General features: G+C 37.4%; 22 protein-coding genes. 3 read left to right on the top strand and 19 right to left on the bottom strand.

Annotated features, from left to right (window positions below):
• Nucleotides 1–4: 4 nt before the first annotated feature.
• The 16 genes from P0Y49_00665 to P0Y49_00590 form a co-directional block, all read right to left on the bottom strand.
• On the bottom strand, nucleotides 5–1009 hold the full coding sequence (locus P0Y49_00665; GenBank protein WEK19667.1) for a Gfo/Idh/MocA family oxidoreductase: 1005 nt from the start codon (nucleotides 1007–1009) through the stop codon (nucleotides 5–7).
• Between the two features lie 103 nt (nucleotides 1010–1112).
• Nucleotides 1113–2156, bottom strand: coding sequence for a sulfotransferase (locus P0Y49_00660; GenBank protein WEK19666.1), 1044 nt, complete (start codon nucleotides 2154–2156; stop codon nucleotides 1113–1115).
• A 2-nt stretch (nucleotides 2157–2158) separates the two neighbouring features.
• A complete protein-coding gene (locus tag P0Y49_00655) occupies nucleotides 2159–3148 on the bottom strand; it encodes a class I SAM-dependent methyltransferase (GenBank protein WEK19665.1) in 990 nt (329 codons plus the stop codon).
• Nucleotides 3149–4621: an FAD-binding oxidoreductase gene (locus P0Y49_00650; protein WEK19664.1), complete on the bottom strand. Its 1473-nt coding sequence runs from the start codon at nucleotides 4619–4621 to the stop codon at nucleotides 3149–3151. It abuts the gene before it with no gap.
• A gap of 2 nt (nucleotides 4622–4623) precedes the next feature.
• A complete protein-coding gene (locus tag P0Y49_00645) occupies nucleotides 4624–5268 on the bottom strand; it encodes a cyclase family protein (GenBank protein WEK19663.1) in 645 nt (214 codons plus the stop codon).
• An 11-nt stretch (nucleotides 5269–5279) separates the two neighbouring features.
• Entirely contained in the window at nucleotides 5280–6356 is a 1077-nt protein-coding gene (locus P0Y49_00640) for a hypothetical protein (GenBank protein ID WEK19662.1), read from the bottom strand.
• Nucleotides 6334–7083, bottom strand: a complete 750-nt coding sequence (locus tag P0Y49_00635) for an SDR family oxidoreductase (GenBank protein WEK19661.1) — start codon at nucleotides 7081–7083, stop codon at nucleotides 6334–6336. Before P0Y49_00635 ends, P0Y49_00640 begins: the two co-directional genes overlap by 23 nt.
• The gene (locus P0Y49_00630) at nucleotides 7080–7718 is read right to left on the bottom strand and encodes an SIS domain-containing protein (GenBank protein ID WEK19660.1); all 639 of its coding nucleotides are present in this window, start codon (nucleotides 7716–7718) and stop codon (nucleotides 7080–7082) included. Before P0Y49_00630 ends, P0Y49_00635 begins: the two co-directional genes overlap by 4 nt.
• A 5-nt stretch (nucleotides 7719–7723) precedes the next feature.
• On the bottom strand, nucleotides 7724–8758 hold the full coding sequence (locus P0Y49_00625; protein ID WEK19659.1) for a Gfo/Idh/MocA family oxidoreductase: 1035 nt from the start codon (nucleotides 8756–8758) through the stop codon (nucleotides 7724–7726).
• Entirely contained in the window at nucleotides 8751–9686 is a 936-nt protein-coding gene (locus P0Y49_00620) for a phosphoglycerate dehydrogenase (protein WEK19658.1), read from the bottom strand. Before P0Y49_00620 ends, P0Y49_00625 begins: the two co-directional genes overlap by 8 nt.
• Nucleotides 9686–10453 (bottom strand): 3-deoxy-manno-octulosonate cytidylyltransferase, encoded by a 768-nt coding sequence (kdsB, locus tag P0Y49_00615; protein ID WEK19657.1) that lies wholly within the window; start codon nucleotides 10451–10453, stop codon nucleotides 9686–9688. Before kdsB ends, P0Y49_00620 begins: the two co-directional genes overlap by 1 nt.
• A gap of 1 nt (nucleotide 10454) precedes the next feature.
• Nucleotides 10455–11192, bottom strand: coding sequence for an aldolase/citrate lyase family protein (locus P0Y49_00610; GenBank protein ID WEK19656.1), 738 nt, complete (start codon nucleotides 11190–11192; stop codon nucleotides 10455–10457).
• Between the two features lie 32 nt (nucleotides 11193–11224).
• Complete coding sequence (locus P0Y49_00605) at nucleotides 11225–12682, bottom strand: oligosaccharide flippase family protein (GenBank protein WEK19655.1); 1458 nt, start codon at nucleotides 12680–12682, stop codon at nucleotides 11225–11227.
• An 18-nt stretch (nucleotides 12683–12700) separates the two neighbouring features.
• On the bottom strand, nucleotides 12701–13798 hold the full coding sequence (locus P0Y49_00600; protein WEK19654.1) for a lipopolysaccharide biosynthesis protein: 1098 nt from the start codon (nucleotides 13796–13798) through the stop codon (nucleotides 12701–12703).
• Between the two features lie 27 nt (nucleotides 13799–13825).
• Nucleotides 13826–16300 (bottom strand): SLBB domain-containing protein, encoded by a 2475-nt coding sequence (locus P0Y49_00595; protein WEK19653.1) that lies wholly within the window; start codon nucleotides 16298–16300, stop codon nucleotides 13826–13828.
• A 202-nt stretch (nucleotides 16301–16502) separates the two neighbouring features.
• A complete protein-coding gene (locus P0Y49_00590) occupies nucleotides 16503–17198 on the bottom strand; it encodes a hypothetical protein (GenBank protein WEK19652.1) in 696 nt (231 codons plus the stop codon).
• A 198-nt stretch (nucleotides 17199–17396) separates the two neighbouring features.
• Between P0Y49_00590 and P0Y49_00585 the strand changes: the two genes are divergently transcribed.
• Nucleotides 17397–17738, top strand: coding sequence for a helix-turn-helix transcriptional regulator (locus tag P0Y49_00585; GenBank protein ID WEK19651.1), 342 nt, complete (start codon nucleotides 17397–17399; stop codon nucleotides 17736–17738).
• Between the two features lie 24 nt (nucleotides 17739–17762).
• Here the strand turns inward: P0Y49_00585 and purU are convergent, their stop codons facing one another.
• The 3 genes from purU to P0Y49_00570 are packed head-to-tail and all read right to left on the bottom strand — an operon-like array spanning nucleotide 17763 to nucleotide 21058.
• The gene (gene purU, locus P0Y49_00580; GenBank protein ID WEK19650.1) at nucleotides 17763–18587 is read right to left on the bottom strand and encodes a formyltetrahydrofolate deformylase; all 825 of its coding nucleotides are present in this window, start codon (nucleotides 18585–18587) and stop codon (nucleotides 17763–17765) included.
• A 6-nt stretch (nucleotides 18588–18593) separates the two neighbouring features.
• On the bottom strand, nucleotides 18594–19730 hold the full coding sequence (gene gmd / locus P0Y49_00575) for a GDP-mannose 4,6-dehydratase (protein ID WEK19649.1): 1137 nt from the start codon (nucleotides 19728–19730) through the stop codon (nucleotides 18594–18596).
• Between the two features lie 53 nt (nucleotides 19731–19783).
• Nucleotides 19784–21058, bottom strand: a complete 1275-nt coding sequence (locus P0Y49_00570; protein WEK19648.1) for a nucleotide sugar dehydrogenase — start codon at nucleotides 21056–21058, stop codon at nucleotides 19784–19786.
• A gap of 267 nt (nucleotides 21059–21325) precedes the next feature.
• Between P0Y49_00570 and P0Y49_00565 the strand changes: the two genes are divergently transcribed.
• Complete coding sequence (locus P0Y49_00565) at nucleotides 21326–22510, top strand: hypothetical protein (GenBank protein ID WEK19647.1); 1185 nt, start codon at nucleotides 21326–21328, stop codon at nucleotides 22508–22510.
• Nucleotides 22507–26670: an MBG domain-containing protein gene (locus tag P0Y49_00560; protein WEK19646.1), complete on the top strand. Its 4164-nt coding sequence runs from the start codon at nucleotides 22507–22509 to the stop codon at nucleotides 26668–26670. Before P0Y49_00565 ends, P0Y49_00560 begins: the two co-directional genes overlap by 4 nt.
• Nucleotides 26671–26680: the final 10 nt, after the last annotated feature.

Raw genomic sequence — 26680 nt, 5'->3', positions numbered from 1 at the left:
ATTATTAGATTAATATTTCCTTGCCGCCGTTTTTAAGAGATTTATCAGATGCTTCAAGAATCTTCACTACATCAAGACCAATATTAAAATTTGATATAGGCGTACCGTTCTTTTCTATCGCAGCAACAAAGTCAAGGGCCATGTTTTGAAGTGCTTCAGTTGTACTTAACTTAGGAACAAAAATATCTCCTGATCGATAGTCTACCATAATTCGGTTTTTATCTTCATCTGTTTTATGTTCGTAACCAGTATCATAGATTTTGATTTTTTCAGTTGGCTCTAAGTCATTATAAACAACCATTTTTTCATCTCCTCCAATAAGCATAAGCCTTACCTTAACGGGAGATGACCAAGAGCAATTAAAATGTGCAATAAATCCAGATGAATAATTTAACGTCAGATAAGCAATATTCTCAATTCCATTATTTGTATGCGTAACACCTGTTGCATTTACACTAATCGGTTTTTCATCTATTAAAAAATTAAGGATAGATATATCATGAGGAGCAAGGTCCCATAGTACATTTATATCTGGTTGAAATAAGCCCAGGTTGATTCTTGTAGAATCTAAATATTTAATTTTACCTAAGCCCTGCGAAGTAACCAAATCTTTCAACTTACGCACTGCTCCAGTATAAAGAAATGTATGATCTACCATTATTAGTAAATTCCACCTAGCTGCAAGATCTATCAGTTCCTGCGCTTCAGATACAGAAGCCGTCATTGGTTTCTCAATAAGTACATGTTTGCCATTTTCCAATGCCTTTTTAGCAATGGCATAATGGGTAAAAACAGGTGTAGCAATAATAACCGCATCTATCCCTGGGCTGGTTAGCACATCGTGTGCATCCGTTACGCACTCGACATTTGGATGCGATTTACTTATTAATTGTAACCGCTCAATTCTTGAGTCAGCTACCATTTTTACTTCACAATTATTCAGATTTGAAAAATTCCTTAAAAGATTCGGTCCCCAGTAGCCATAACCGATCAGCGCTATTTTAATCATTAATTACTATTTATCATAATTTATAAAAACTCATTTTAATCATATTGGCAAATATAACTTTTAATGAGTTACATTATCCATTTCGATTTCCACCAGGTGGTTATCATTCATAATAGCATTGCTCGCCTAACACTTTTTCAATATGAGCAATGCCATCCATATTATTACTACTTTTCCAGAGACCTATATTCTTCATGGAAAGTTCCGGTTTAAAAAACCGGCCTTTATTATTATGTACTTCTTTTGTTTCCCCTAAAAAAGCATATATTTTTTCTAGAACAGACTCATAATTTAATACGATATCTTCAAATCTTAACCGTAAAATATTAATGTCACTTCCAGCAACAACATGATTGTAACAAACCAGTTGTTGTTCACAAAAACGATCCAGGTCATTAACGACAAGCATACTCTGCTTTAGTTTCCAATGTTTCGAAGTTTCAAATTTTGGAACATACCCACCATGATTATTTGTCACACTTGCATAAATATCCCTGGGGTCTCGCTGAACTACAATTAATTTAGAATTTGAAAAAAAATTCATTGCCGAAACTGGATTGTAGGGTTCAAATGCATTATGCATTACCACCGCAGTATCTCCTGGGTTTTTAATCGCATCAAACAAAGACGACAAATAATTTTGTGTCTCTAAAATAAATTGCACTTTATTAAGTGAGGTAACGCTAATTTCAGTTAGATGCTGTGATTTAAATTTAAGCTTAGTTTGCAATCGGGCCACAAACTGTTTTAAGGGTGGATCATCTATCAATTTATAGGGCCACTCACTTATATATTTGTAATTAACAATTCTTTCTAAATATTGTTGACTTATTTCGGTAAACATACCATTGAAGGCCGCATCATAATTCATACCATTAGCATAAAAAAGAGTGTGGGGTTTTCTTATGTTTGCACTTGGCCCAATCCTCCTTATTAATTTCTCAAATCTTCTGATGGCTGAATCCGATCTTATGGGTGACCAATTATCTATTAACGCATGTTGCAAATCAATAAGTCCTCCCTGCAATCGTAATAAATTAAACTCAAAGTTATAATGGGGTACATTGTACCCTTTAAACTCCTTTAAGAGATCTGTTACAACGCTTTTTCCAGAATGTCCAAAACCAGAAATATCAACAAATTTCATAATTATGGCTTTTTACAGGTAATCATCATATGCGAACTTAGGCCTGCGTTTGCAATGAACAACTGCATTTCATCCTGTTCATCTTGTGTGGCATACTTAAAATAATTCTGCCAAAAATTATCTTTTATAAACTGAGTATTATTCTTCAAAATATCTACATCAAGTTTACCTGGTGTTTTCGCTTCAAGTACGTTAAAACCAACTTTCTCTAATAGTTTAGAAACAGACTTGGGATTAAGAAAATTTAAATGATGAGGAGGAGAAATGGCTTTAGCATGTTCACCCAAAATCTGAATATCAAGCCCCATTCCACTCAATGTAGTAAAAATAAATAAATCATCTTTTTGCATCCCTTCCAATACATTTTTTAAAAAAACCTCGGGATCATACAGATGCTCAAAAAGTTCGAAACTCACAAAACACTTTCTACCATCTGGCAGTTCGTTTGGCAAGATATCTTCCATGAATTTTTCTATAACTACTAATCCTTTGTCCCTACAAATTTGAGCTAAATGCATAGAAGGCTCAATAACAATGGCGTTAATATTCATTATTTTCTTTAGTTCCTCATCAAATACACCGTAACCACCACCAATATCTATTACCGTATTGATTTTTGAACTAACCTGGTTCTTTTCAATTATATCCTTAACCATCTGGGCCTTTGGTTTCCACAATTTCTCCCTTCTTGCAGCCTCAGTAACCTTATAAAAAGTTGTAGCCCAGTATTTAGTAGATGGGGAATCAGTATAATATGCATCAAAAGCATCCCTGGCCGGCCTAGGGCTAACATAAATAGAAATGCAATCATTACATTCTCGGTAAGAAAAACCAGACTTTGTTGCCCAGATCTTACCGGTACCGCCACAAGCGGGACATACAATTTCACTTGTCGGGACATTTGAAAAATAAGTAACAACGTCCTTATTTGTTAATTCCAAATACTCGGCAAAGATCTTTTCCGGCCTGATTTCTTCTTCTGTTACTTTCATCTAATTTTCAAATAAATTGTCTTTTCCTAAAATACCATTCGGGTCAAAATGTCTTTTCACAGATTTCATAAATTGAACATTTGGATCGCCAAACATATAGATTAAATATTTCTTTTTTAATTTACCCGTTCCATGCTCGGCTGAAAATGTTCCCTCTCTCTTAATTGCCTCCAAACACAGGTAATCATATATTTTTTTGCTCTCGACCATTTGCGATGGGTTAGACGGCAGCATATTCAGATGTAAATGGGAATTGCCAAAATGGCCAAATGCGACATATTCAATTTCTTCAGCTTCGACTTGTCTTATTGCCATTTTATAAAAATTCTTAAATTCACTGTCTGGAATAGCAATATCTGTACCTAGTTTTCGAATTCCCCTTGAAGCGATCAAATCATTAATAATTATTGGTAAATAATGCCTCATACCTACAATCTTAAGTCTGTCACTTTCATCCGCACCAAGCCATATATTCTCCAATTTACTGATGAAGTTACTTAAAAATGCCTCCCATAAATCTAATAATTCATTGTACTCTTGCCCATTATTACACTCTTGTTCGATCCAATAGGCCGCCTTAGCCTCTTCCGGAATATCAAGGAACTTTGTCCTTAATAACTTTAAAGCCTGTTGATCATAAAATTCGATTACACGCGCAGCAATTTTAACCTCATATCCAATTGCTTCACTTCTCGACATTTCTCTTACTTTATCTAAAAAATCAAAGCTTAAGTCAAAGTCATCGAAAAACACAACGAGTGAAATGCAGTGGACAGGTATTGCAGCCAACTTTAATCTTAATCTTGTTATTATCCCCAAGGTTCCCTCAGCCCCAATAAATAAATCCAATGGGTCCATGTTCTCTTTTAAATAATACCCCACGTTATTTTTTACTTCAGGTAGGATATAAGATTCGGGGATTTTAAAATCAATAGCTTCATTATGATTGATATCAAGCGTAAACTGCCTTCCATCGATGGAATTTCCTCTTTTTAATACGATTGTTTGTCCCTGAGGAAGAGTTATTTCCAGTTGCGTTACAAATTCCCTTACAGCCCCGTACTTAAACGATCGGGCGCCTGAAGCATTTGTACTTATCATACCTCCAACAAAACAAGAATCCTCTGTCGGGTCCGGAGGAAAAAATAAATTATGTTCTTTTAATGCTAGTTGCAGGTCCTTTAATGTAACCCCCGGTTCCAAATCAACGTAGCGTTCTTCTACATTAATTTCAATTATCCGATTGAGTTTTTCTGTAGAAATTACCCATCCTGTTGATGGTAGCGACGCTCCGGTTAAGCTGGTATGATTACCACAAACCGTAACCGGAATATTTAAGAGATTTGCTTCAACAAGTATTTCAGAAACCTCAAAGCTATTTTCAACTATTATCACTTTATCACAATCTCCAACCAAATTTGCCTGGTCTCTAAGATATTGCTGGATCTCATCCTTTGCCGTCTTAATTACCATATTTAATTAGCATTAAATAAAGCAACAACATTACAAGGCACACCATCTGCCCCACTGATCAGTAAAGGGGAAACAATCACCATATCAGGACATTCATCTAAACCATCTAATTTCATATCTTCAATAATGAGTATATCATTCTCAATCAGAAACTGGATATGCGCTTCTTTTCCCTCAGCCCTATCCAACTTGCTGGTTAAAGAAATCATATCAAAACCAAATGCCCTAAGATTTGAAAATCTGCATCTAAACAGATCAGCAAACCCGGCCTTAATAACAGGCTGTTGCTCCCAATATTCTTCGAACTCTCTTTTTGAGCCAAATCCTGTTTTTAAAATCAAAAGCTCAATTTCGCCAGGTAAGTTAACAATAGCCTCTTCAATTTTGTCTACCGAACATTTAATAAAACCGATACGCTTAAAAATCCAAAAAGAAGGATCATAATCTTCACATTTCTTACCATCATTGGAAAAATGATATGGAAAATCTATATGTGTTCCAGCGTGATTTGGAAATGAAATTTGCAAGTTATTAGCAGTATCTCCATTATTTATACTCGTTACTTGTTTAATTTCAATAACATCTTTTCGTCCACCATATACTGGTGTATCCTTGTTAAGGAAATATGAAAGGCCAATTATTTCCATGGATCTAATTATCAATACTGTTGACTATAATCTAATAATGATGTTTTAAATGCATCATCCATCTCCATAAAGCACTTCTTCATTTTGCCTGGGCCCTCAGTTAAGATACAACCAAGTTTTGCACCTACATTCTTTTTATCTTTAGAGAGTGCTCCACAATAGATGTCAATATTATCATTTGTAATCTTAAATTCAGGCATATTTAATTTAAGCAGTTCATACATCTTCAGAAAGACTTCTTTTGTAATCATACCTTTTTCTAAAGAGAAATAATTCGCAATATTCATACCTATAGAAACAGCCTGTCCGTGCGGAATTGCATAATTAGTTATGGCTTCTATTGCATGGCCAAAAGTATGCCCGTAATTAAAAATATGTCTGATGTTTGTGTCAAACTCATCAATTTCAATAATGGCCTTTTTCACTAATAAACTCTCTTTTATAAAGGGAACAATTATACTGACATCCTTTAAAATTTCCTGATGAACGGCCATTAATCTTTCTGCTTTTTCCAGATCATCATTTAAAAAATAATGCATAATTTCCCCAATACCTGACCTGATTTCACTTTCCGACAATGATTTTAAAAATACAGGGTAGATGTAAATATGGTTCGGGGGATTAAATGTACCGAGAAGATTTTTGTATTTTTTAAAGTTAATTGAACTTTTGCTACCAATACAACTATCAGCTTGTGCTAACAAAGTAGTTGGATAAAAAACCCAATTTACCCCCCTAAAAATAATGCTGGAAATAAACGCAACGATATCTTGTGTAATTCCACCACCAATAGCAACCAGAGTATCAGTTTTTCGTACTGTACAGTCCAGTAACTTTTCAATTATCTCTTGCGCATAATCAACTGTTTTTGCCGATTCCTCAGGTGCCAAAAAAACAGTTCTGAACTTTTCAGTTACGGCAGACAATTCATTTTTATAAATAGCATAAACATGTGAGTCTATCACTAAAACAGCACTTTCATCAAAGTTATTTAGCAGATGGTCTGTTAAATCATAAATAAATTCAACATCATATTCCTTAAACTTTGATTTAATTACAATCTTATCAGACATTAACAAATCCTCCATCAACTATAATATTTTGCCCAGTAATATATGAATTCAGGTCACTTGCTAAAAATGCCACCACATTGGATATATCTTCCACCTTACCCATTCTTTTAGCGGGAATCTGCGATGCAAGCTGTTCAATTTCTTCCGGACTTAGATTAGCGCGTGTCATATCAGTCATAATAAAGCCTGGTGACACAGTATTTACGAGTATATTATACCTGGATAGATCATTGGCTACAGCTAAAGTTAATCCGTTTATACCAAATTTAGTTGTGGTGTAGCAAGTTCTTCTTTCTTTACCAATTTTACTAAATATAGAAGCAATATTAATAATTCTGCCATAGGCATTATTAATCATTCGCGGACTAATATCTCTGATAAGCTTAAAAGGAGCCGTTACATTCACAGCCATCATATCATTCCATTCTTCGGTAATAATATCCTCAACACTATTATGTTTATTAAGTCCTGCGTTATTAACTAAAATATCAATTTTAGGAAATTTTTTCAGGTTCAAAAGGAAATTATCGATGCTTATGTCCGACCTTAAATCCACACAAAAATAATGCTTTCTCTCTCCAGCCTCCAGGGCTGTTTTATTCAAAGCTTCTATTTGCTCTTCGTGGGTCCCTGTAATAATCAAGGTTCCTCCAAGCTTATGAAGATCATCTGCAATTTGCTTGCCGATGCCCCTGGTAGCTCCAGTAACCAGAATTATTTTATCTTCAAAATTTAAGTTCATATTGTTCCATCTTCCTTCATGATATGGAATTGCATCCAGGTAACGATAATATGATTGATAATCAAATGAATATCTTCAACAGGTGCATATTCCCCCTTAGGCGTAGTCACTACCAGCGGAATTTGTGCGATTTCACTTAATTTACCACCATCAAACCCTAACCAGCCCATTACAATTCCGCCTTTTTCTTTAAACCATTGAGCCGCTTTAACTAAATTAGGAGAGTTTCCACTTGCTGAAATCACTATTAATTTATCACCCTTTCTGTAATGTACTTTAAGTTGATCAAGAAATATATCATCGTAAGAACTATCATTTCCTATAGCAGAAATTACCGAAATATTATCCGTTAATGCTAAAGCTCTGTAAGATTTGTTGTTTGGATTTGTAGTTTTTTTAAGCACAGCAAGTCCAAAATCATTTCCGATATGAGATGCTGTTGCCGCCGATCCACCATTACCAATTACAAAAATTGTATTTGAATTTTGTCTGGCTTCTTCAAGTTGCTCGATGCATTCAGCAATCCGTTTAGTATCTAATTGTTGTAATAGGGTGATTAAATAATTAGTGTACCCATTAATAAACGCCTCTGTTTGAAAGCCGCTGTCCGTATAAAGTTTGTCTAAATTGTTCATTGTTGTTATATATTGGGATTTAAAATATTATACTTATTACTCCATTCGGTATCACTGAAATAGATACTATATACCAGCTTCATCGTTTCCAATGCATCATTACTAGTACCAGATTCTATTGGTTTGTCTTCGAGGATTGCGGTAGTAAATTCGAATATCTCATCTCTCCAGGAATTATCCTGTAAAAACTTAATAGTTCTACATTCCATCTGGCCATTGTCCGAGTCTTCATCACGATAGCCTAAAACTATTTTTTCTTCACCATAGCTTTTTGAGCCGGATAAAATCCCATGCAATTCGATATAGCCTTTCGACAACGAGATCTCTAATGCAAATTTATGTTGCCATTGCGTAGCAGAAGAATTCAACATTGCAACGCAATGCTTACTTTTTAACAATGCATAAGCATTATCCTCCACATCATGTTTCCAGTAATCATTTGAAATAAAGCTTTTGACTTCGCTAAACTCGCCACAAAAAAGCCGCATTAAATCTAGCATATGGATACCCTGATCTAACAAAATCCCACCACCAGCTAATTCTCTTTCAGATCTCCAGCCACCTGAAAAGGGTATGATTCTACTTTTTCCATATACCCCCCTAAGATTTATAATTTCCCCTAACTCTTTAGTTTTTAAGATACGTAAAGCCTCTCTTACAGAGTCATGATAACGATGGTTGAAACCATACTTTAATTTTAGTTTAGGATATTTAGATTCTACAGCAATAACATTTCGAATATCTTCAACGGTCCTACCAGGAGGTTTTTCACAAAAAACATGTAACCCCCGTTCTAATCCAGCAATTGTTACTTCCGCTGCTATATTGTTGGGTAAACAAACAAATAAAATATCTAAATCTTTTGTTTCTAATAATTTATGATAGTTTGTATAACAATGAACATTTCCATCGACGAAGTCATGGTCATAGTTTTGGTCACAAACGGCCACAACCTCCAGATTAGGATGCTGATCTATATAATGGTGTCGTCTTTTACCTACAATCCCGTAACCAGCGATTGCAACTTTTAATTTATTCATTATTCAGTAGTTTATTTCTATAGTTTAATAAGTGATCAATCGCCGACAAGCCCATTGCAACAACAGCTTCATAAGAATTGCCCCCAGTGTGGGGCGTACAGATTAAATTTTCCAGCTGGAGTAATTCTCTATCATTTGGTGGCTCAATTTCAAAAACATCCAGTGCAGCACCTGCAATTATTCCATTAGAAAGTGCATGCTTTAGATCGTTCTCGTTTACTATCCCACCTCTTGCAGTATTAATTAAAAAAGCAGTTTTTTTCATCATTTCAAAAACTTCGGCATCAAATAAATTTCGCGTATCATTATTTAATGGCGTATGCACTGAAATGATATCAGCCTCTTTAAAAAGGTATTCTTTATCAACTACATCTAAGTTGTTTTCCAAAGCATAATCACTTATATCTAAGATGTCGTTTATCAAAACCCTGCATTTAAACGGCTTTAATAAATTAATTAATGTCTTACCTATATGGCCAACACCAATTATTCCAATAGTTTTACCTACTAATTGCGAGCCTCCGTTTTTGTTCCAGGTACCACTTTTAAGTTGATTTGAAGTTACATAAAGATTTCTGCTTAAGGCCAGCATAAACCCAACCACCATTTCTGCAACAGAATCCTTATTTACCCCACCTGTCCATCCTATTTTCACCCCGCGCTCTTCACAGGCAGGGATATCAATGTTGTCCAGGCCAACTCCATACTTTGCAATAGCACGTAAATTGGGCAGTTGATCTAAAACTTCAGGTGTGATCAACTCCAATCCAACAATGGCAGCATCAGCATCAGAAAAATAATCAATTAACTCCCTATCAAGATATCTTTTCCCTTCAATATTAATAACCGCATCCGGGAAAAAGGTTTTAAGCTTTTCCACCAAAAATTGATTTTTCGAAAAGGCAACATTTGAAACTTTTACCTTCATTAATTTTTATATTTTGTAAAAAGACGATCAGTAGCCATTTTCAAATCCACCCGAACTAAATCTTCAGGAGTATCTACAGAGTCAGCCTCAAAATTTGTAATTGCCGATTGTATTGGCACTCCATGCTCCAAAAACCTATTCATATCTACCGACTCTATAACCTCTAAGGGTGTTGGTTCCAGGGACACAAATTGCAAAAGAGCTTCCTTAGTAAAAGCGATCAATCCTAATTGCCTGAATGCATCAATTTTACCATTGTATTTTTGTTTGGAAGGAATAGCCTCTCTAGATAAGTATAAAATCCTACCGTTAAAATCTTTTGCAACTTTAACATTGTTTGAATTGTCCCTTTCCTGTTGCGTTGGGAGTGCTGCAATTAAATTAGAAACGGGAATCGGATTAGCAATCATGGGCTGTAATACCTCTTTGATCATTTCAGGATAAATTAAAGGTTCATCGCCCTGAATCATTACAACGATATCAAATTTTTGACCAGTTAATTTTTCTATGTTTAGCAATGCTTCGGCCGAGCGTTCAGTAGCTCTTTCATGTACATCAGATGTCATAATAGCCTTACCTCCTATGCCTTCAACATAATCTTTTATTTCCTCATCACATGTAGCTACATATACCTCATCCAGTAAATCACACATTTTACTCCTTAGGTAACAATGTCCAATCATAGGAATACCTTGAATTATAGCTAAAGGTTTATTTGGGAAACGTGTAGCGGCCATCCTTGCTGGCAAAACTCCTAAAATTCGCATATTATTTTTTCCTTTTTGATAATTCTTTTCTTATGCTGTTGCCTAAAAAGTAGGCGTCAAAACTAAAAGCAATAAAATTGTAACCTGCAGCAATTTTATCTTCGACCAAATTAAATTCAGGTTGCACAACATGATATCCGATCCACTTATTGTATTTCTTTGCTATTAATTCGTAACTGGCAAGTGCTTCTAAAACATCTTTGTCATTATATTCTCCAGGTTTGCCCATGGAACCAGATAGGTCATATGGTCCAATAAATGTTCCATCAATGCCTTCTGTACTAATAATTGCATCCAATTCTTTAATCGCGTTAATATGCTCAATCTGAACAATCAATTTTATCTCTTTTGACGTAATATCTCTGTAATTCTCAAAATCAAATCCATACCCCTGGGCCCTTGCCAGGCCAACTCCACGTTTTCCCATTGGCGGGTACTTAACTGAATCTACAGCTAATTTCGCCTCTACAGCAGAATTAACAGAAGGCACTATAATTCCATCCGCACCAGCATCTAACACACGCTTAATTATTCTGGCATTGTTATTACCAACCCTAACATAAGCTTTTAACCCCTTACTTTGAATTGCCATTATTAAGAGTTGTGCTTCAGAATAATCCGTTACCGAATGTTCCATATCTATGCATAACCAATCAAAACCAGTATCAGCCATTATCTCTGCAATAGATGGATGATTTAAGGTTATCCAAGAACCTAAAAGTATTTTCGAGTTAATCATATATTGTTAATTAAAAAATGTCTCCAAATGTTCTATTTTATAGTCAAGATTCTATTGATAGTTAACCGTTCATTGTTGGTTAACCAAAATTTATATAGCAAAAACAATGTTAAAAAAAACATAGCAATGGACCACATTAAACTATCAAAAAAATAGGGGTAAAAATTAAATGCAAATAAAATTAAAACTAGCGCTAATGTCGGTATAGCTAAACGCCTCCACTCTAGACTAACTTTAAAAAATCGAGATGAGAATAAAAAAATCAAGGTAGTTGTCAACAAATAAGTGAACATAGTTCCATAAGCAGCAGCCTTGTAACCGAAGATTGGAATAAATGTATAATTTACGACCACATTAAAAATAATTCCTATAATTGAAGTAATAATATAATAATGTAGTTTTTTGTAATAATTAATTCCAAAATCTAGAATATTTTGCAGTCCAAAAAGGAAGATGCCAATTATTATAATAGGGACTATCTGAACTGATTCTTGGAATTCTTTCTTTTTAAAAAAAATAGGCATCAAATTCCTACTAAATAGCATTGCCATTAAAATAATAATAAAGCCAGTAATAAAAAAGTAAGAAGTAACCTTAACCATTAAGATTCTAGTCGCATTGAGATTATTTGCATTTTTCATCCTCATAGGTGCCCAGATTAATCCAAAGGGCATAATTAACACAACATTGATTAACGACCCTATTTTATAACCTAGAGAATAAATCCCTACAGATGCTGTGCTCAATAAACTCTTTATTATAAATCTGTCAGCTAGGTCCAATATATAGAATAACAATCCAGAAATTAAGGTTGGTATCCCAAATTTCAATAACACTTTTAAGTATTTCAAATTAAGGTTAAATGAAAGGTACTTGCGGATGTATAAAGACAATAATAAAAAACAAGTAACATTTGCACTCAAGAACCCAATTAACGGGGCCTTGATCCCATAATCATACTTAGCTAATAATATAAAAGTTATAAGGAAGTTAAGTACTACACCAAATATTGAGATCATAAAAAATATCCTAGACAGATTATCATACCGCAACACTAAAGTTAGAAGATTTAAGAGAAATGTAAAAGCGACTCCATAAAAAGCCAATCGAACATGTAAAGAATAAACTTCTGTGTTAAATGCAATAGATGATATATAGTCGGAGAATAATGTTGACAGTACTATTAATAATATTGCACCAAAGCCCGTAATCTGAATAGCAGAGGAGATGATATCTCCTCTATATTTTTGACTATCTTCTTCGTAATAATAGCGTCCAAGCGCTGAGGATGCCCCTAAATAAAATACAGCACTTGCAAAAGATCCCATGATTAACAACAAACTATACACTCCAAACTCTTCTGTTGTATAATAACTAGTTAAAATTGGTAATAGTATGAATCCTAAAAGACTTTGCAAAGAAGATGTTAAACCATAAATCAATCCATGCTTTAGTATTTGATTAATTTTTTTTGCTATTGAAACTTCCATTGATATACTTAAATACAATTAACGATTGATAGCATTGATAAAAAATCGCCTAAAGCATAAAATAAAGATTGAAACAATAGAGAAACACATAAAAAAAACAAGAAAATAGCCAATACGCGAGGTAGTTTCTTGTTTTAAAGGGAAAACGGGCTGATCCACAATTTGTATTAAAGGAGCCTCTTTTAACAAACTCATTTTTGACATTTCAAGATTCTTAACTAACTCTGTTAGAACTGCTTTATTTGCTTCTGCTAAGAATTGGGACCGTTGAATTGGGGCTATTCTCTGAGTTTGTCTTGTTGGATTTAGATTAGGGGTAGCATCAGCCACTTCTGCGGCCTTATAGATAGCACCACTCATCCCGGCACGAACCGAATCAGCTTTCCCTTGTAAAATAGATATGTTTTCTAACGATTTCTTAGTCTTCGTTTGTATATAAAAATCGTTTACATTTTTAACTATTTGATCATCAAAAGCCTTTGCAAAATATTCATCTTTTGATTTAACTTCAACCTTTATAAGGCTTAGTTTTCGATCTGGTTTGACTACACTCAGATAGTTTTTATTTATGTCATTAACTATTAAACCTATAATACTATCCTTTAAGCGAGTATGCTTAATACCCTCGTTATCTTTTTTAATAAACTGAATATTTTTCAATTCAGGCACTTCAGACCACTTTTCTCTAAATCCATTAAAATCTAAATACCTATCTATAAGTAATTGACTCTTACTCTCAAACTCAATGGTTGTTAATAAAGTTTTTTCAATCATCGTCCTCGATTTATACAACTCAAGAATATTATCACCTTGAAAAATCCCACCACTATTGCCACCCACATCAATTCCAACCATAGAAGCCAATCCACCCAGATTACCTATTCCGTTCCCGCCTGAACCTCCATCTTCCAAAACAAAAGTTGTTGTTGCCGTGTAAATTGTTTTTTTTAAAGACGCATAACCAAATCCTAAAAGCCCACCTACGATACCACAGAATAAAATGATTAGCCATTTCGACAGCAAAAACCGCCACCATCCCCTGACCTTAAGGAGAAGTTCTTTTAATGAAATCTCACTAAAATCATTTTGATCATTAATTATATTTTCTGGATTCATTTTTGTACAAAAGTGATTCAACTTAAACTATCTCAACAAACTAACTATAATCGCCCCCAAAGAAGCAACTGCAGTCCCTAATCCAACCCATGCCTGCGCACTCATCCGCTCTCTCTCGGCTCTCTTCGGCACCAAAATCTCCGCCCCAGGTTTCACCTTAGGATAATTGCTAAAAAACAAAAACTTACTACCTGCTTCAACAGAACCATTGGCATATTTAATATATGCACCTCTTTTCAAAGCACTTGAAGTAAACCCTCCAGCACCATTCACATACTGCTTAAAGCTTTTACCAGGTAAGTAAACAATGCTATTCGGATTTAAAACTTCTCCGGTCACTTTAACCGTTTGCAACTGCCTTGGCACACGAATCACATCACCATCCTCTACAATCAAATCATATCTTGAATAAGGCTTATGTAAAATATGTTCTAAGCTAATCCCAACCAGATCAGATTGGATCAACTTCTGCTCAATATCCGCTTTAATCGTATCCTTAACACCAGCCTCCTGTGCACGTTTTAAATTTAAAAGCTTCTTATTTTCCTCCTCCTTATTGTCAATTGCGTTCTTATCATTCGGATTTACTTTTTCAGCCCCCGGTCTTTTTAATGAAGCCCCTTCCGCATAAGCATAGGGGGTTAGCCCACCCGCTCTTTTAATCAAATCAGAGATCCGCTCATCCTTTGAGTTAATCGTATAAATACCTGGATAAAGTACCTCTCCTTCCAACTTAACCTGCTTCTGTGCTGAATAACCAGCCGAATTACGAACGGTAACAATATCATAAGGTTTAAGGATAAAATCACCTCCCTGCAGCTTTAAATTCGGGTCTACATTAACGGTGAACAACTCCGCGGTAATAGCCGATTTCGATAAAGAATCACTATTCTTTACTCTCCTGGAAATTTCAATCCGATTTGGTGTCGCTCCTTCTTTAAAACCACCTGCCATTTGTATAATATCTGATAGCGTCATATTATCCGCATATTCAAAAGTACCCGGTTCCCTCACTTCTCCCTGAATGCTCAGCTTATACTCATCTCTTAAATCAAACAAAGAAGAAATAGTTACCTTATCTTCTCTTTGCAGTGCGACATCACTATCCTTTCCAGCCAATACTTTCGCCACATCAAAGGAGATTAATGCAAGTGTATTATCAGGATTTAAACGATTGATATAGCCACGATTTAAAAATGCATCTTCTCTTAATCCATCAGCTTTAGCAATTAAGCCTTTTAAAGTTAAGCCCTTATCCAACTCAAACTTACCGGGACGAAAAACCGCTCCTGATATCTCTACCCTATTTTCAAAGCGATTCAAAATGGTTTCTACAATATATTTATCACCATTTAAGGGACCATAAGTCGCGAATTGCTCGGCACCAACATCAACGATTTTGCGTTCTCTATTCGTATTCCGTAAAACCTTGATCTGTGCCGTATAAGCCAGATTGGTAAAACCACCAGCAAACCGGATCACATCCTGCAAACTTTCACGACTTAAAACCTCAAACAAGGCCGGACGTTTAACCTCACCTACTATTTCTACCCGGCTTTGGTAAACCGGAACATTAATCACATCCTGATCCTGCAAGCGAATGTTATTTTGCTGAATTCCATTCAAGAGAAAATCATAAACATCAATGGTAGATACAACTTTATTACCCCTGATCACTTGAATCTTACGGAATGACCCATTAGTATTCGGTCCTCCGGATGCATTTAGTGCATTGAAAACAGTCGACAATGACGACAAAGTATAAGAGCCTGGTTTTACCACCTCTCCCACCAATGTAATTTTAATGCTTCTGATGTTTCCTAAATTAACAGCCAAACTGGTACGTCCGCTTTTTAAAGATGGATAAGTACCGGCTAATTTTGTGCGTATTTTTGTAATTGCCTGTTCTATAGATAGCCCCCCAACCGAAACCGGGCCGGCATACTGCAAATTAATAATACCCTCAGGACTAACCTTTAACTTATAATTGGCCTCATTATCGCCACTCAGATCAATCAACAATTCATCATCCGGACCAATCACATAACTCTTTGGTGTTGCCATTCTTAAATTCGGTTCAAAAGTAATGTTGCTGTTCGCGAACAATTCTGCACCAAACACTTTAGGACGCAAATCCTCAAATACATCCACCCTTTTTACTAATGAGCTATCTCTTTTGTTATTTTTAGCACCTTCAACTTGTCTTTCTTTAGGTTGGTCATCTACCCTGACAGATTCTCCACCAGTGCTTTTTCTTACTTTCTCTACCCTGGCACGCAATTTCACAACCTCCTCAGGCTTCATCCCCTGCGCTTTCGCCATTTGTTCTAACTGAGCATCATTATATCCTATCGACTCTGCCTTTTTAATCATTTGCAAAATCTGAGCATCAGACAACTCGTCAACGTTTACATTGGAATAGTTGGTTTGTGAAAAAGCTATTTGTGTGATCAAAACAGCAAATACAAATAATATTGCTGTGATCGTTCTTTTAAAATTCATATATTGTGTGGAGAGGTCAATGTTTATGTGCTAAAATTTCGCCCTAAAAAAGCTTAGAATCGGCATGATAATTTAAGAATTGAGAGGTCATCGCATAAAATATTGGTCAACTTAACTTTCATAGGGCAGATGTAGGTTTAGTGTTCGGTGCAAATATATCAATTTAATTGAATTGTGATGAAAGTATGACATGAAGAATCCATTATCTGTTACTCCCTATATTCACCTGAATTCCAATCGACACAGGAGTCAACAAAAACTCTGTCTTATTGTACTTATTAAAAGTCCTGGTACTACTAATATCGTCCGCAACAGTCTCCTGACGCTCATAAGAATAAAAAAAGTCGAGACTTCCCTCTGCGAACAGGGTGACTTGTGGTATTGGATTGATCTTAATGCCAATTACCGGTGAGGCAACAAACCCGGACTTACTGGCCTCAACACTATTGGGTTCCATAATAGAAGTCGCTCGCGCAACCGCTAAACTCTTGGAAACCATTGTGCCCAGAAATTTATTATACCGATACCCGATATCAAACCCAAAATATGGTTGTATTGTAGAGAAATTAAGGTTCTTCTCAAACCCAATCTTGAAACTATAATCAGTCATTTTCCCATTAGCTACATCACAATTCTCGCAATTATTGATCACCGACACATCTTTTTTAAGATAACTACCACTCAGCCTATAGCTAATCTGCTTGTCGTTAAATTTTAGCATACCACTTTGAAAAGCAGTTCCAATAAACCTTCCGCCCCCAACCTGATTTAAAACCTTAGGCATCTGCATCAGGCTATAGCCCCTAACAGCAATACTGTAATTATAGTCATCACTTGACTGTGAAAACACTGAATTATAAAGTAAAAGAGAGAGCACAATTAGTAGATATTTTTTCATTTATCGTTCTTTTGGGCTTATTTTATTTCTAATCAAATGTAAAATAATAAAATGCAATTTCAATTAAATCTCAATATTCATTCTTATTCATTTTCTGTGCCACACTATTAGAAACACCTTGTCTTTTTATAAAAAATAAAACTTAACCAAACATGTGGTTTCTTAATTGGCTTTTCAATATCTTATAAAGAAAATGACATGAACGAAATAAGTAAAAACATTAAGAAGCTTCGCAAGCAAAAAGGTTGGAGCCAAAGGCAAGCCGCTGAGCAGTTAGCAATCTCAGTGCCTGCTTTTTCCAAAATCGAAACCGGCACAACAGACCTAAATATCTCCAGGTTAAATCAAATTGCCCGGCTATTCAAAGTAACCCCAATGGAACTCATGGCAAGCGAAGAAGCAAACCCGCAGGTATTACATACCTTAAAAGTAGGGCAGTTAAAAAAACAACTTGCAAAAAAAGAAGCGGAGGTGATTCAACTTCAGGATGAAATCATTGATCTTTTTGAGAGAATAAGAGCGAAGAAAAAGGGCCATTAAGAAAAACTTCTTAAACTGTTGTATTTACTCAAATACGACAGTTTTATTCTTATAGACAAATACGCGATCATTCAACACTAAATGCAGCGCCTTTGCAAGCACAGATGTCTCAATCTCCTTTCCCGATTTTACCATATCAGTAGCTGTAAAAGAATGGTTTACAGGAATAATCTGTTGTGCAATAATCGGCCCTTCATCCAAATCATCCGTCACAAAATGGGCAGTTGCTCCGATGAGCTTAACCCCTCTTTCAAATGCTTGTTTATAAGGACTGGCACCTGCAAATGCAGGTAAAAAAGAATGATGAATATTAATTACCTTATTAGGGAAGTTGGCTACAAACTGGGGAGAAAGGATACGCATAAACTTAGCCAGCACCACATAATCCGGATTATATGCTTTGATTTTAAGAACAATATCCCGTTCGGACACCGCTTTGTCCTCATGATAAGGAATCAAGAAGAATGGGATATCAAACCGATCACAAATCTTTTGAAGAACGCTATGATTGCCGATTACACAAAGCACTGTAGCCCCCAGTGTACCGAAATTATTCCGAACCAGAATATCGGCCAGACAGTGATACTCCTTCGTAACCATCACTACAATCTTTTTATCAGGAACAGGGTTAACCCGGATAATTGCTCCCTCAGGCAAAATCTGTTGCATCTTTAGCTCAAGAGCAGTTTCATCTGCAAGCCCATCCACTTCCAAACGCATGAAAAAGCAGTCTTCAACCTTATCTACATGTTCCCGCATAGAAACAATATTAAGCTGGGCTTCCGATAAAATTCTGGAAATATCTGCAACCAGGCCCACCCGGTCTTTGCATTGTATAATAACGATCATTTCCTGCTATTCGAAATAATTTAGGGTTCTAAAACCACCCTGTTTCAGGTACTCGTCCTTTTTCATCAGATGCAAGTCCGACTGAATCATATCTTGCACCAATGCTGGCAAATCATACTTAGGTTTCCAGCCCAATTTGGTATTGGCCTTAGTTGGATCACCCAATAAAAGATCCACCTCGGTAGGGCGGAAATATTTCTCGTCTACCTGTACCACAACAGTACCTGGCTTTAGGTTCGTATCGTTCAGGCCAAGCTTTGCAACCATATCCTGATCAACATCAATGATTACTCCACGCTCGTGCTCATCCTTACCACTAAACTCAACCTCTATGCCCAGCTCTGCAAAGCTCATCTTTACAAAATCTCTAACAGTGGTGGTTATTCCGGTGGCGATCACATAATCTTCAGGCTGCTCTTGTTGAAGAATCAACCACATTGCTTCAATATAATCCTTAGCATGTCCCCAGTCCCTTTGTGCAGATAGGTTCCCTAGATATAAGCAATTTTGCAGTCCCAAAGCAATTTTACAGGCTGCCCTGGTAATTTTACGCGTTACAAAGGTTTCTCCCCTAAGCGGACTTTCGTGGTTAAACAAAATCCCGTTGCAGGCATACATTTGATAAGCTTCTCTATAGTTTACCGTAATCCAATACCCATACATTTTGGCCACCGCATAAGGTGAGCGTGGGTAAAACGGCGTAGTTTCACTTTGTGGAACCGCCTGTACCAATCCGTATAACTCGGAAGTGGAGGCCTGATAAACCTTTGTTTTTTTCTCCATACCCAAAATCCGTATGGCTTCCAATAACCTTAAAGTACCAATACCATCAGCATTGGCAGTATACTCAGGCATTTCAAAGCTCACATGAACGTGGCTCATAGCCGCAAGGTTATAGATTTCATCCGGTTGAGTTTCCTGGATAATTCGAATTAAATTGGTGGAGTCAGTTAGATCACCGTAATGCAATTTGAATTTAACACCTTGCTCGTGTTGATCCTGATACAAATGATCAATCCGCTCGGTATTAAATGATGAAGCTCTTCTTTTTATACCATGTACAAAATATCCCTTTTTAAGCAAGAACTCTGCTAAATACGCACCATCCTGTCCTGTAACACCGGTTATTAAAGCTACTTTCATCAATTTAAATCTTTTAATTTGTAGCCGTAAACATACGAAATTATTTAATTCCGCTACAGCCTCGCGTCGGCAAACCTACGATCAATGAAGGATTTCGTATCGAAGATAATCGCTCCATTTTGCTTATATGCAGCATAATCCAGATTCAGGAATTCATTATGCGCAACCGCGATAATAATGGCCTTATAATCTTTTTCATCTAAGTTCTGCTCCAGCATAATGCCATACTCTTCCTGCACTTCATCAGCAATGGCCCATGGATCATAAACATGAACTTCCATACCAAACTGCTGCAGCTCAGTATAAATATCTATGACTTTAGTATTCCTGACATCCGGACAATTCTCCTTAAAGGCAAAACCCAAAATAAGCGCCTTCTCCCCCTTTACAGAAGAGCCCTTGGCAATCAGCATTTTTACGACTTTACTCGCCACAAAAACACCCATATTTTCGTTCACTCTCCTACCAGATAAGATAACCTGTGGACTATAGCCCAGTGCATTTGATTTATAGGCAAGATAATAAGGGTCAACGCCGATGCAATGTCCCCCTACCAATCCGGGTTTATATTTTAAAAAGTTCCATTTCGTTCCGGCTGCAGCGATTACATCAGCTGTATCAATATCCATTTTATCGAAAATCAATGCTAACTCATTTACAAAAGAGATATTCACATCGCGCTGCGCATTTTCTATAGCCTTTGATGCTTCTGCAACTTTTATACTTGGTGCTTTGTGGGTACCTGCAGTAATGATGCTCGAATACAGTCCATCAATCCAATCTGCCACTTCAGGAGTAGAACCCGAAGTCACTTTCATGATTTTTGTCAGCGTATTTACCTTATCGCCAGGATTGATCCTTTCCGGTGAATAACCACAGTAAAAATCTATGTTATATTTTAGACCGGAATATTTTTCCAGTACCGGAACACAATCCTCTTCGGTACAGCCTGGATAAACGGTAGATTCGTAAATCACAATATCGCCTTTAGACAGGTGCTTTGCCAGCATTTCTGTAGCCCCTAAAAGTGGCTTTAAGTCGGGAGCTTTATACTGATCAATCGGTGTAGGAACCGTAACAATATAAACATTACAATCTTTCAATAAGCTGACATCAGAAGAAAGGGTAAGTCCCTTACCAAGCACTTCCTGCAATGCAGTTAAATCTGCTTCTTTGGTAATATCCTTATTTTCAGAAAGATCTTTTATCCGGGTTTCATTGATATCAAAACCAAGTACTTGATATTGCTTGGCAAACTCGATGGCTAAAGGTAACCCAACGTACCCTAAACCGATGATGGCAATGTGTGGCTTTTTTGCTGCTGACATGGCCGCAAACTTACGAAATAATTTAAATTAATACTTTGGAGGGCGGCGGTTCCCTACTCCTAATACCTTACCTATTCCATCAATATTATATTGCTCCAGGTTCTCCATAAAGAAATAACTTTATGTGCGGTTAAATACGATCCTATTTGCAGCCTTTTTATATAGAATTATAATCCTGTATTTATTAAATAAGATAATTTATTATTTTATTAGTGAAAAAAATTAGTTTTACAGCTTAAACCAAATTTTAATTCACATAAGAATTATATGAAGAAACAACTACTTTTTTTACTGGTTTTTTCCTTTATTTTTTTATCATTCGTAAAGGTTAATCCTCCGGGAGTTAATTTATCGACTTCCCCGATTTTACATTTTTCAAACACTTCAGGACTAGGCGATCACATCATCAACGATGGCGATGCCGGATCCACCCTAATTAATGATCTCGACTTACAAATTTATCCGATTAATAATACTGGGACAATGTTAACCGCAGCGCCACTTGAATACCATGATGGTACACAAAGCAACTGGTTTGGTTATCCACCAATAATTACTTATGGCACAGTATCTAACTACGGCTGGACAATTAAATCTACCGGAGGCACCAATTTTTCACTAAAATCCTTAAACTTCCTCGATTGGGGATATGCGGATGGCAGGCAATATACCATTGAATGTTTTAATGGAGGTATTTCCAGAGGATCATTTGTATTTAATGGAAATATAGGTGCGAGCTATTTAGCCTTATCCCAAACCAGCGCAGTTACCGCATTAAAACTCCCTCCTGCATTTGGGAATGTTGATGAAGTGAGAATCTCTTCAAAAAACGGTGACAGTTATATCACACTCAACGACATTCAGGTTGCTCCCGCCGTTTTCTCAGGGTATGATTTTGAGAACATTACACCTAACGCTCAGGCATTCACTCATGCCGGCCATCAATTTACCCTGACAGGTGATTTTGTAGGTCAAATTGTTTCCAGCTACGGATCTGCAAGCCCTCCTTCCAACGGATATAGCGACACTGGAAATGGTACAAGATCCGGCAATGTAGGTGGGATCAAAACAGCAAATGGTGAAACATTTCGCTTGGTTTCTTTAGATATCTGGCCTTCTGCCAACGGAGGAAGTAATGTTCTGCCCTATGGTGCTCAGGTTAAAGTAATAGGAAAAAAGAATGGCGTACAAGTCGCTGCAGGCACATTTACCTCAACGACTTTTAATCAAACCCCTATTGCAACCGGAGGAGCATGGCACAGATTAACCATTAGTGGAGTACTGGCCACCACCGATATTGATGCTTTTGAAATTGAATTGCAAGGCACTCAAAATTACATGGCTATCGATCAATTTGATTATAGCAATTTTACGACAGCTCCTGTAACTCCTGCTCCCGCTATCACAAGTCAACGGCAACACTTACGCTCACCGGAACAACAACCGGCATGAATGGTTATCTATATCGCTGTGTAGCAACAGGAACCACAGCCCCCGCTGCTACTTCAAATACTGTGACACTTACTATAACCACCCCCGTTGCCATCGCAAGTCCGGCTTCTCCAACAATCAATAGTGGGACCACAACAAGCATTGCACTCACTTCAACCCCAACAGGAGCCACCTTCGCATGGATAGCCGCCACCGTAAGCGGAACAGTAAATGGAGCTTCTGCTAATTCTGGCACTTCAATTGCGCAAACACTTACAGGCTCAGGCGTAGTGAACTATACTGTAACACCAACCCTCAATGGTTGCACCGGCAGTCCAATCACTGTAACTGTTAAAATTAATGCTATCCCAACAGATATTACGCTTTCCTCTAATACCATAAATAGCGGAGTCCCTGCAAACTCAGTTGTTGGAAATTTAAGCACGACAGATGCTGATGTTTCAGACACCTTCACCTACAGCCTTATTGCCGGAACTGGCAGTATAGACAATGCCTCATTTATAATTACCGGTAACCAACTAAAGATCTTGGCCATTCCGAATTATAGTACAAAATCAAGCTATAGCGTCAGAATTCGAACCACGGACAGCAATGGTGCAACCTTTGATAAAGCATTTACCATTGGTGTAAATGACATTACTCCACCTACAGTTGTTTCCCTGAACCGCAATAGCAGTACACCAACAAATGCTACTGTTATTTCTTACACCTTAACTTTCTCCAAAAACGTTACAGGTGTAGACATCACTGACTTTACCATAATTTCAACGGGCAGCAGTTCTGGATTTATTAGCAGTATTTCCGGTACAGGAAATAGCTATCAGATTACAATACAAGGTGTTTCAGGAAACGGAACCATCGGGCTTAATTTAAACAATTCCGGTACAGGAATCATGGATACTTCATCAAACCCACTTACGGGTGGTTTTACGGGACAAGAATATACCATAGAACAAGTTGTTCCAACAATTACTTCAACAGGCACATTAACGGCACTAACCACTGCTTACGGTACCGCATCAAACTCTACAAGCTTTACGGTTGCAGCTTCAAACATGACTAGCGGGGTATTAGTTACAGCTCCTACCGGTTTTGAGGTTAGTATTGATAATGTAAATTTTGGGAACTCCGTAACTCTGGGTACATCCGGATCCATATCAGGCACCATTTACGCTCGATTGAAAAGCTCAAGCAATGCCGACAATTACTTCGGAAACATCCAGTTAGCAAGTCCAGGAGCTACAACACTTAATGTGGCTATACCATTAAGTAACGTAAATACAGCTCCATTAACCATTAGGGCCGATAACCAAACCAAAGTATATGGGGCAAGTATGCCTACGTTAACCGCCAGCTACAATGGTTTTGTAAATGGAGATACACAAGCCAGCTTAATCACGCAACCAATACTGACCACAACAGCAACTTCAGCTTCATCAGTTGCAGGTAGCCCATATACAATCATAGCAAGTGGCGCAGTAAGTAGTAACTACACCATTAGCTACATTCCAGGCAATTTGTCAATTACCGCAGCGCCTTTAACCATTACTGCGGATAACCAAACCAAAGTATATGGTGCAGCTGTGCCTATATTAACTGCCAGTTATTCCGCTTTTGTTAACGGTGATACACAAGCCAGCTTAATTACACAACCAATACTGACCACAACAGCAACCTCAGCTTCATCAGTTGCAGGTAGCCCATATACAATTACGGCAAGTGGCGCAGTAAGTAGTAACTATGCCATCAGCTACATTCCAGGCAATTTGTCAATTACCGCAGCGCCATTAACCATTAGGGCTGATAACCAAACCAAAGTATATGGGGCAAGTATGCCTACGTTAACGGCCAGCTACAATGGTTTTGCAAATGGAGATACACGAGCCAGCTTAATCACGCAACCAACGCTAAGTACAACAGCAACTGCAGCCTCTCCAGTTGCGGGTAGCCCGTACCTGATTATCGCAAGTGGCGCAGCAAGTAACAACTACACCATTAGCTATGTCCCTGGTGCTTTATCAGTTACCGCAGCACCTTTAACCATTAAGGCGGATAACCAAACTAAAGTATATGGTGCAAATGTGCCTACATTAACTGCTAGTTATTCCGGTTTTATAAATGGAGATACACAAGCCAGCTTAATTACACAACCAATACTGACCACAACAGCAACTTCAGCTTCTTCGGTTGCAGCAAGCCCATATACAATTACAGCAAATGGTGCAGTAAGTAGTAACTATACCATCAGCTATGCGCCAGGTGTTTTATCAGTTACTGCAGCACCTTTAACCATTACCGTAGATAACCAAACTAAGGAATATGGCGCAGCTGTACCTACATTAACTGCTAGTTATTCCGCTTTTGTTAACGGTGATACACAAGCCAGCTTAACCACGCAACCAATACTGACCACAACAGCAACCTCAGCTTCTTCGGTTGCAGGTAGCCCATATACAATTACCGCAAGTGGTGCAGTAAGTAGTAACTATGCCATCAGCTATGCGCCCGGTGCTTTATCGGTTACTGCAGCACCATTAACCATTAAGGCAGATAACCAAACTAAAGTATATGGCGCAGCTGTGCCTACATTAACTGCTAGTTATTCCGGTTTTGTAAATGGAGATACACAAGCAAGTTTAACCACGCAACCCACACTAAGTACAACAGCTACCATAGTTTCTTCGGTTGCAAGTAGCCCATATACAATTACAGCAAGCGGTGCAGTAAGTAGCAACTACACCATTAGCTATGCACCCGGTGCACTATCTGTTACTGCAGCACCATTAACCATTACAGCAGACAATCAGGAAAAATTTGTCGGAGCAGCCAATCCTACATTAACCCCAAGCTATAGCGGTTTTGCACTAGGCGAAACCAGTGCAGTAGTTAGCACCAAACCAGTGTTGACCACTACGGCAACAACAAGCAGTCCTATTGGCAATTACCCAATTAAAGCTGCCGGTGCAATAGCGGCCAACTACACCATTAGTTATGTAGAAGGGGTTTTAAAAATAAAACCTGGTGCACCAACCAGTATTACATTAGCTGCAATACCACTATTTGAAAATAGGCCAATAGGAACCAATGCAGGTACTCTGAGTAGTACTTCTGATGATCCTTCTGCAACTTTTACTTATACCATCGTTGCAGGAGCCGGAGATACTGACAATGCTTTATTTACCATTAGCAATGACAAAGTCAACACCAATGCGATCCTTGATTATGAAACCAAGGCCATTTACAGCATCCGCGTAAGGAGTACAACTCAATATGGCCAGAGTCTGGAGAAAGTCTTTACCATCGCTGTAATTGATGTAAACGAAGCGCCAACATTGGCAACAATCAACAATCAAAATATCTGCTACACTACAGCAACGCAATCAATAGCCTTAACTGGCATCAGTGCCGGTCCTGAGACTTGGCAAACGACCATGCTAAGTGTAAGCAGCAACAATGCCGGCTTATTTGAAAGCTTAACAGTAACCGGTACCGGTGCTACAGGTATAGTCAACTATAAAGCTAAAACCGGCACATCAGGAACAGCTTCAGTTACAGTAACTGTTAAAGATAATGGCGGAACAGCTAACGGTGGTATAGATACCTACAGCAGAACTTTTGTGATCACCATAAATGCGCTGCCGGTTGTGTCTATCAACAGCGAAAAAGGAGCTCAAATCAGTAAAGGTGAAAAAGCACTGCTAAGCGCTACCGGTGGAGCTACCTATCAATGGACACCTAATAACAGCATCCAAAATGGTCAAAGCACAGCCACTATTGAGGTAAGACCAAAAGAAACCACAACCTATACGGTAACAGTGACCAATGCAAGTGGATGTACGGAGACTAAATCCTTTACTTTAACGGTACTCCATGATCTGGTTAAAATTAAGGCCAACAACATCCTCTCGCCAAATGGTGATGGGTATAACGATAAATGGGTGATTGACAACATTGACATGTACCCGAATAACGAGGTTAAGATCTTTGACAAGTCTGGTCGCTTTATCTATGGTAAAAAAGGCTATGACAATAGCTGGGATGCCACACTCAATGGCTTGCCATTAGCTGAAGGAACCTATTATTACATTATTGATTTTGGAACCGACAGGCGTATATTCAAAGGTTACATCACTGTAACAAGATCAGAACAAACCCGTTAAACATCACTTA

Origin of the sequence: Candidatus Pedobacter colombiensis, from assembly GCA_029202485.1 — a bacterium.
In the GTDB taxonomy this organism is placed as follows: domain Bacteria; phylum Bacteroidota; class Bacteroidia; order Sphingobacteriales; family Sphingobacteriaceae; genus Pedobacter; species Pedobacter colombiensis.
This window is presented reverse-complemented; position numbering and strand designations above follow the sequence as displayed.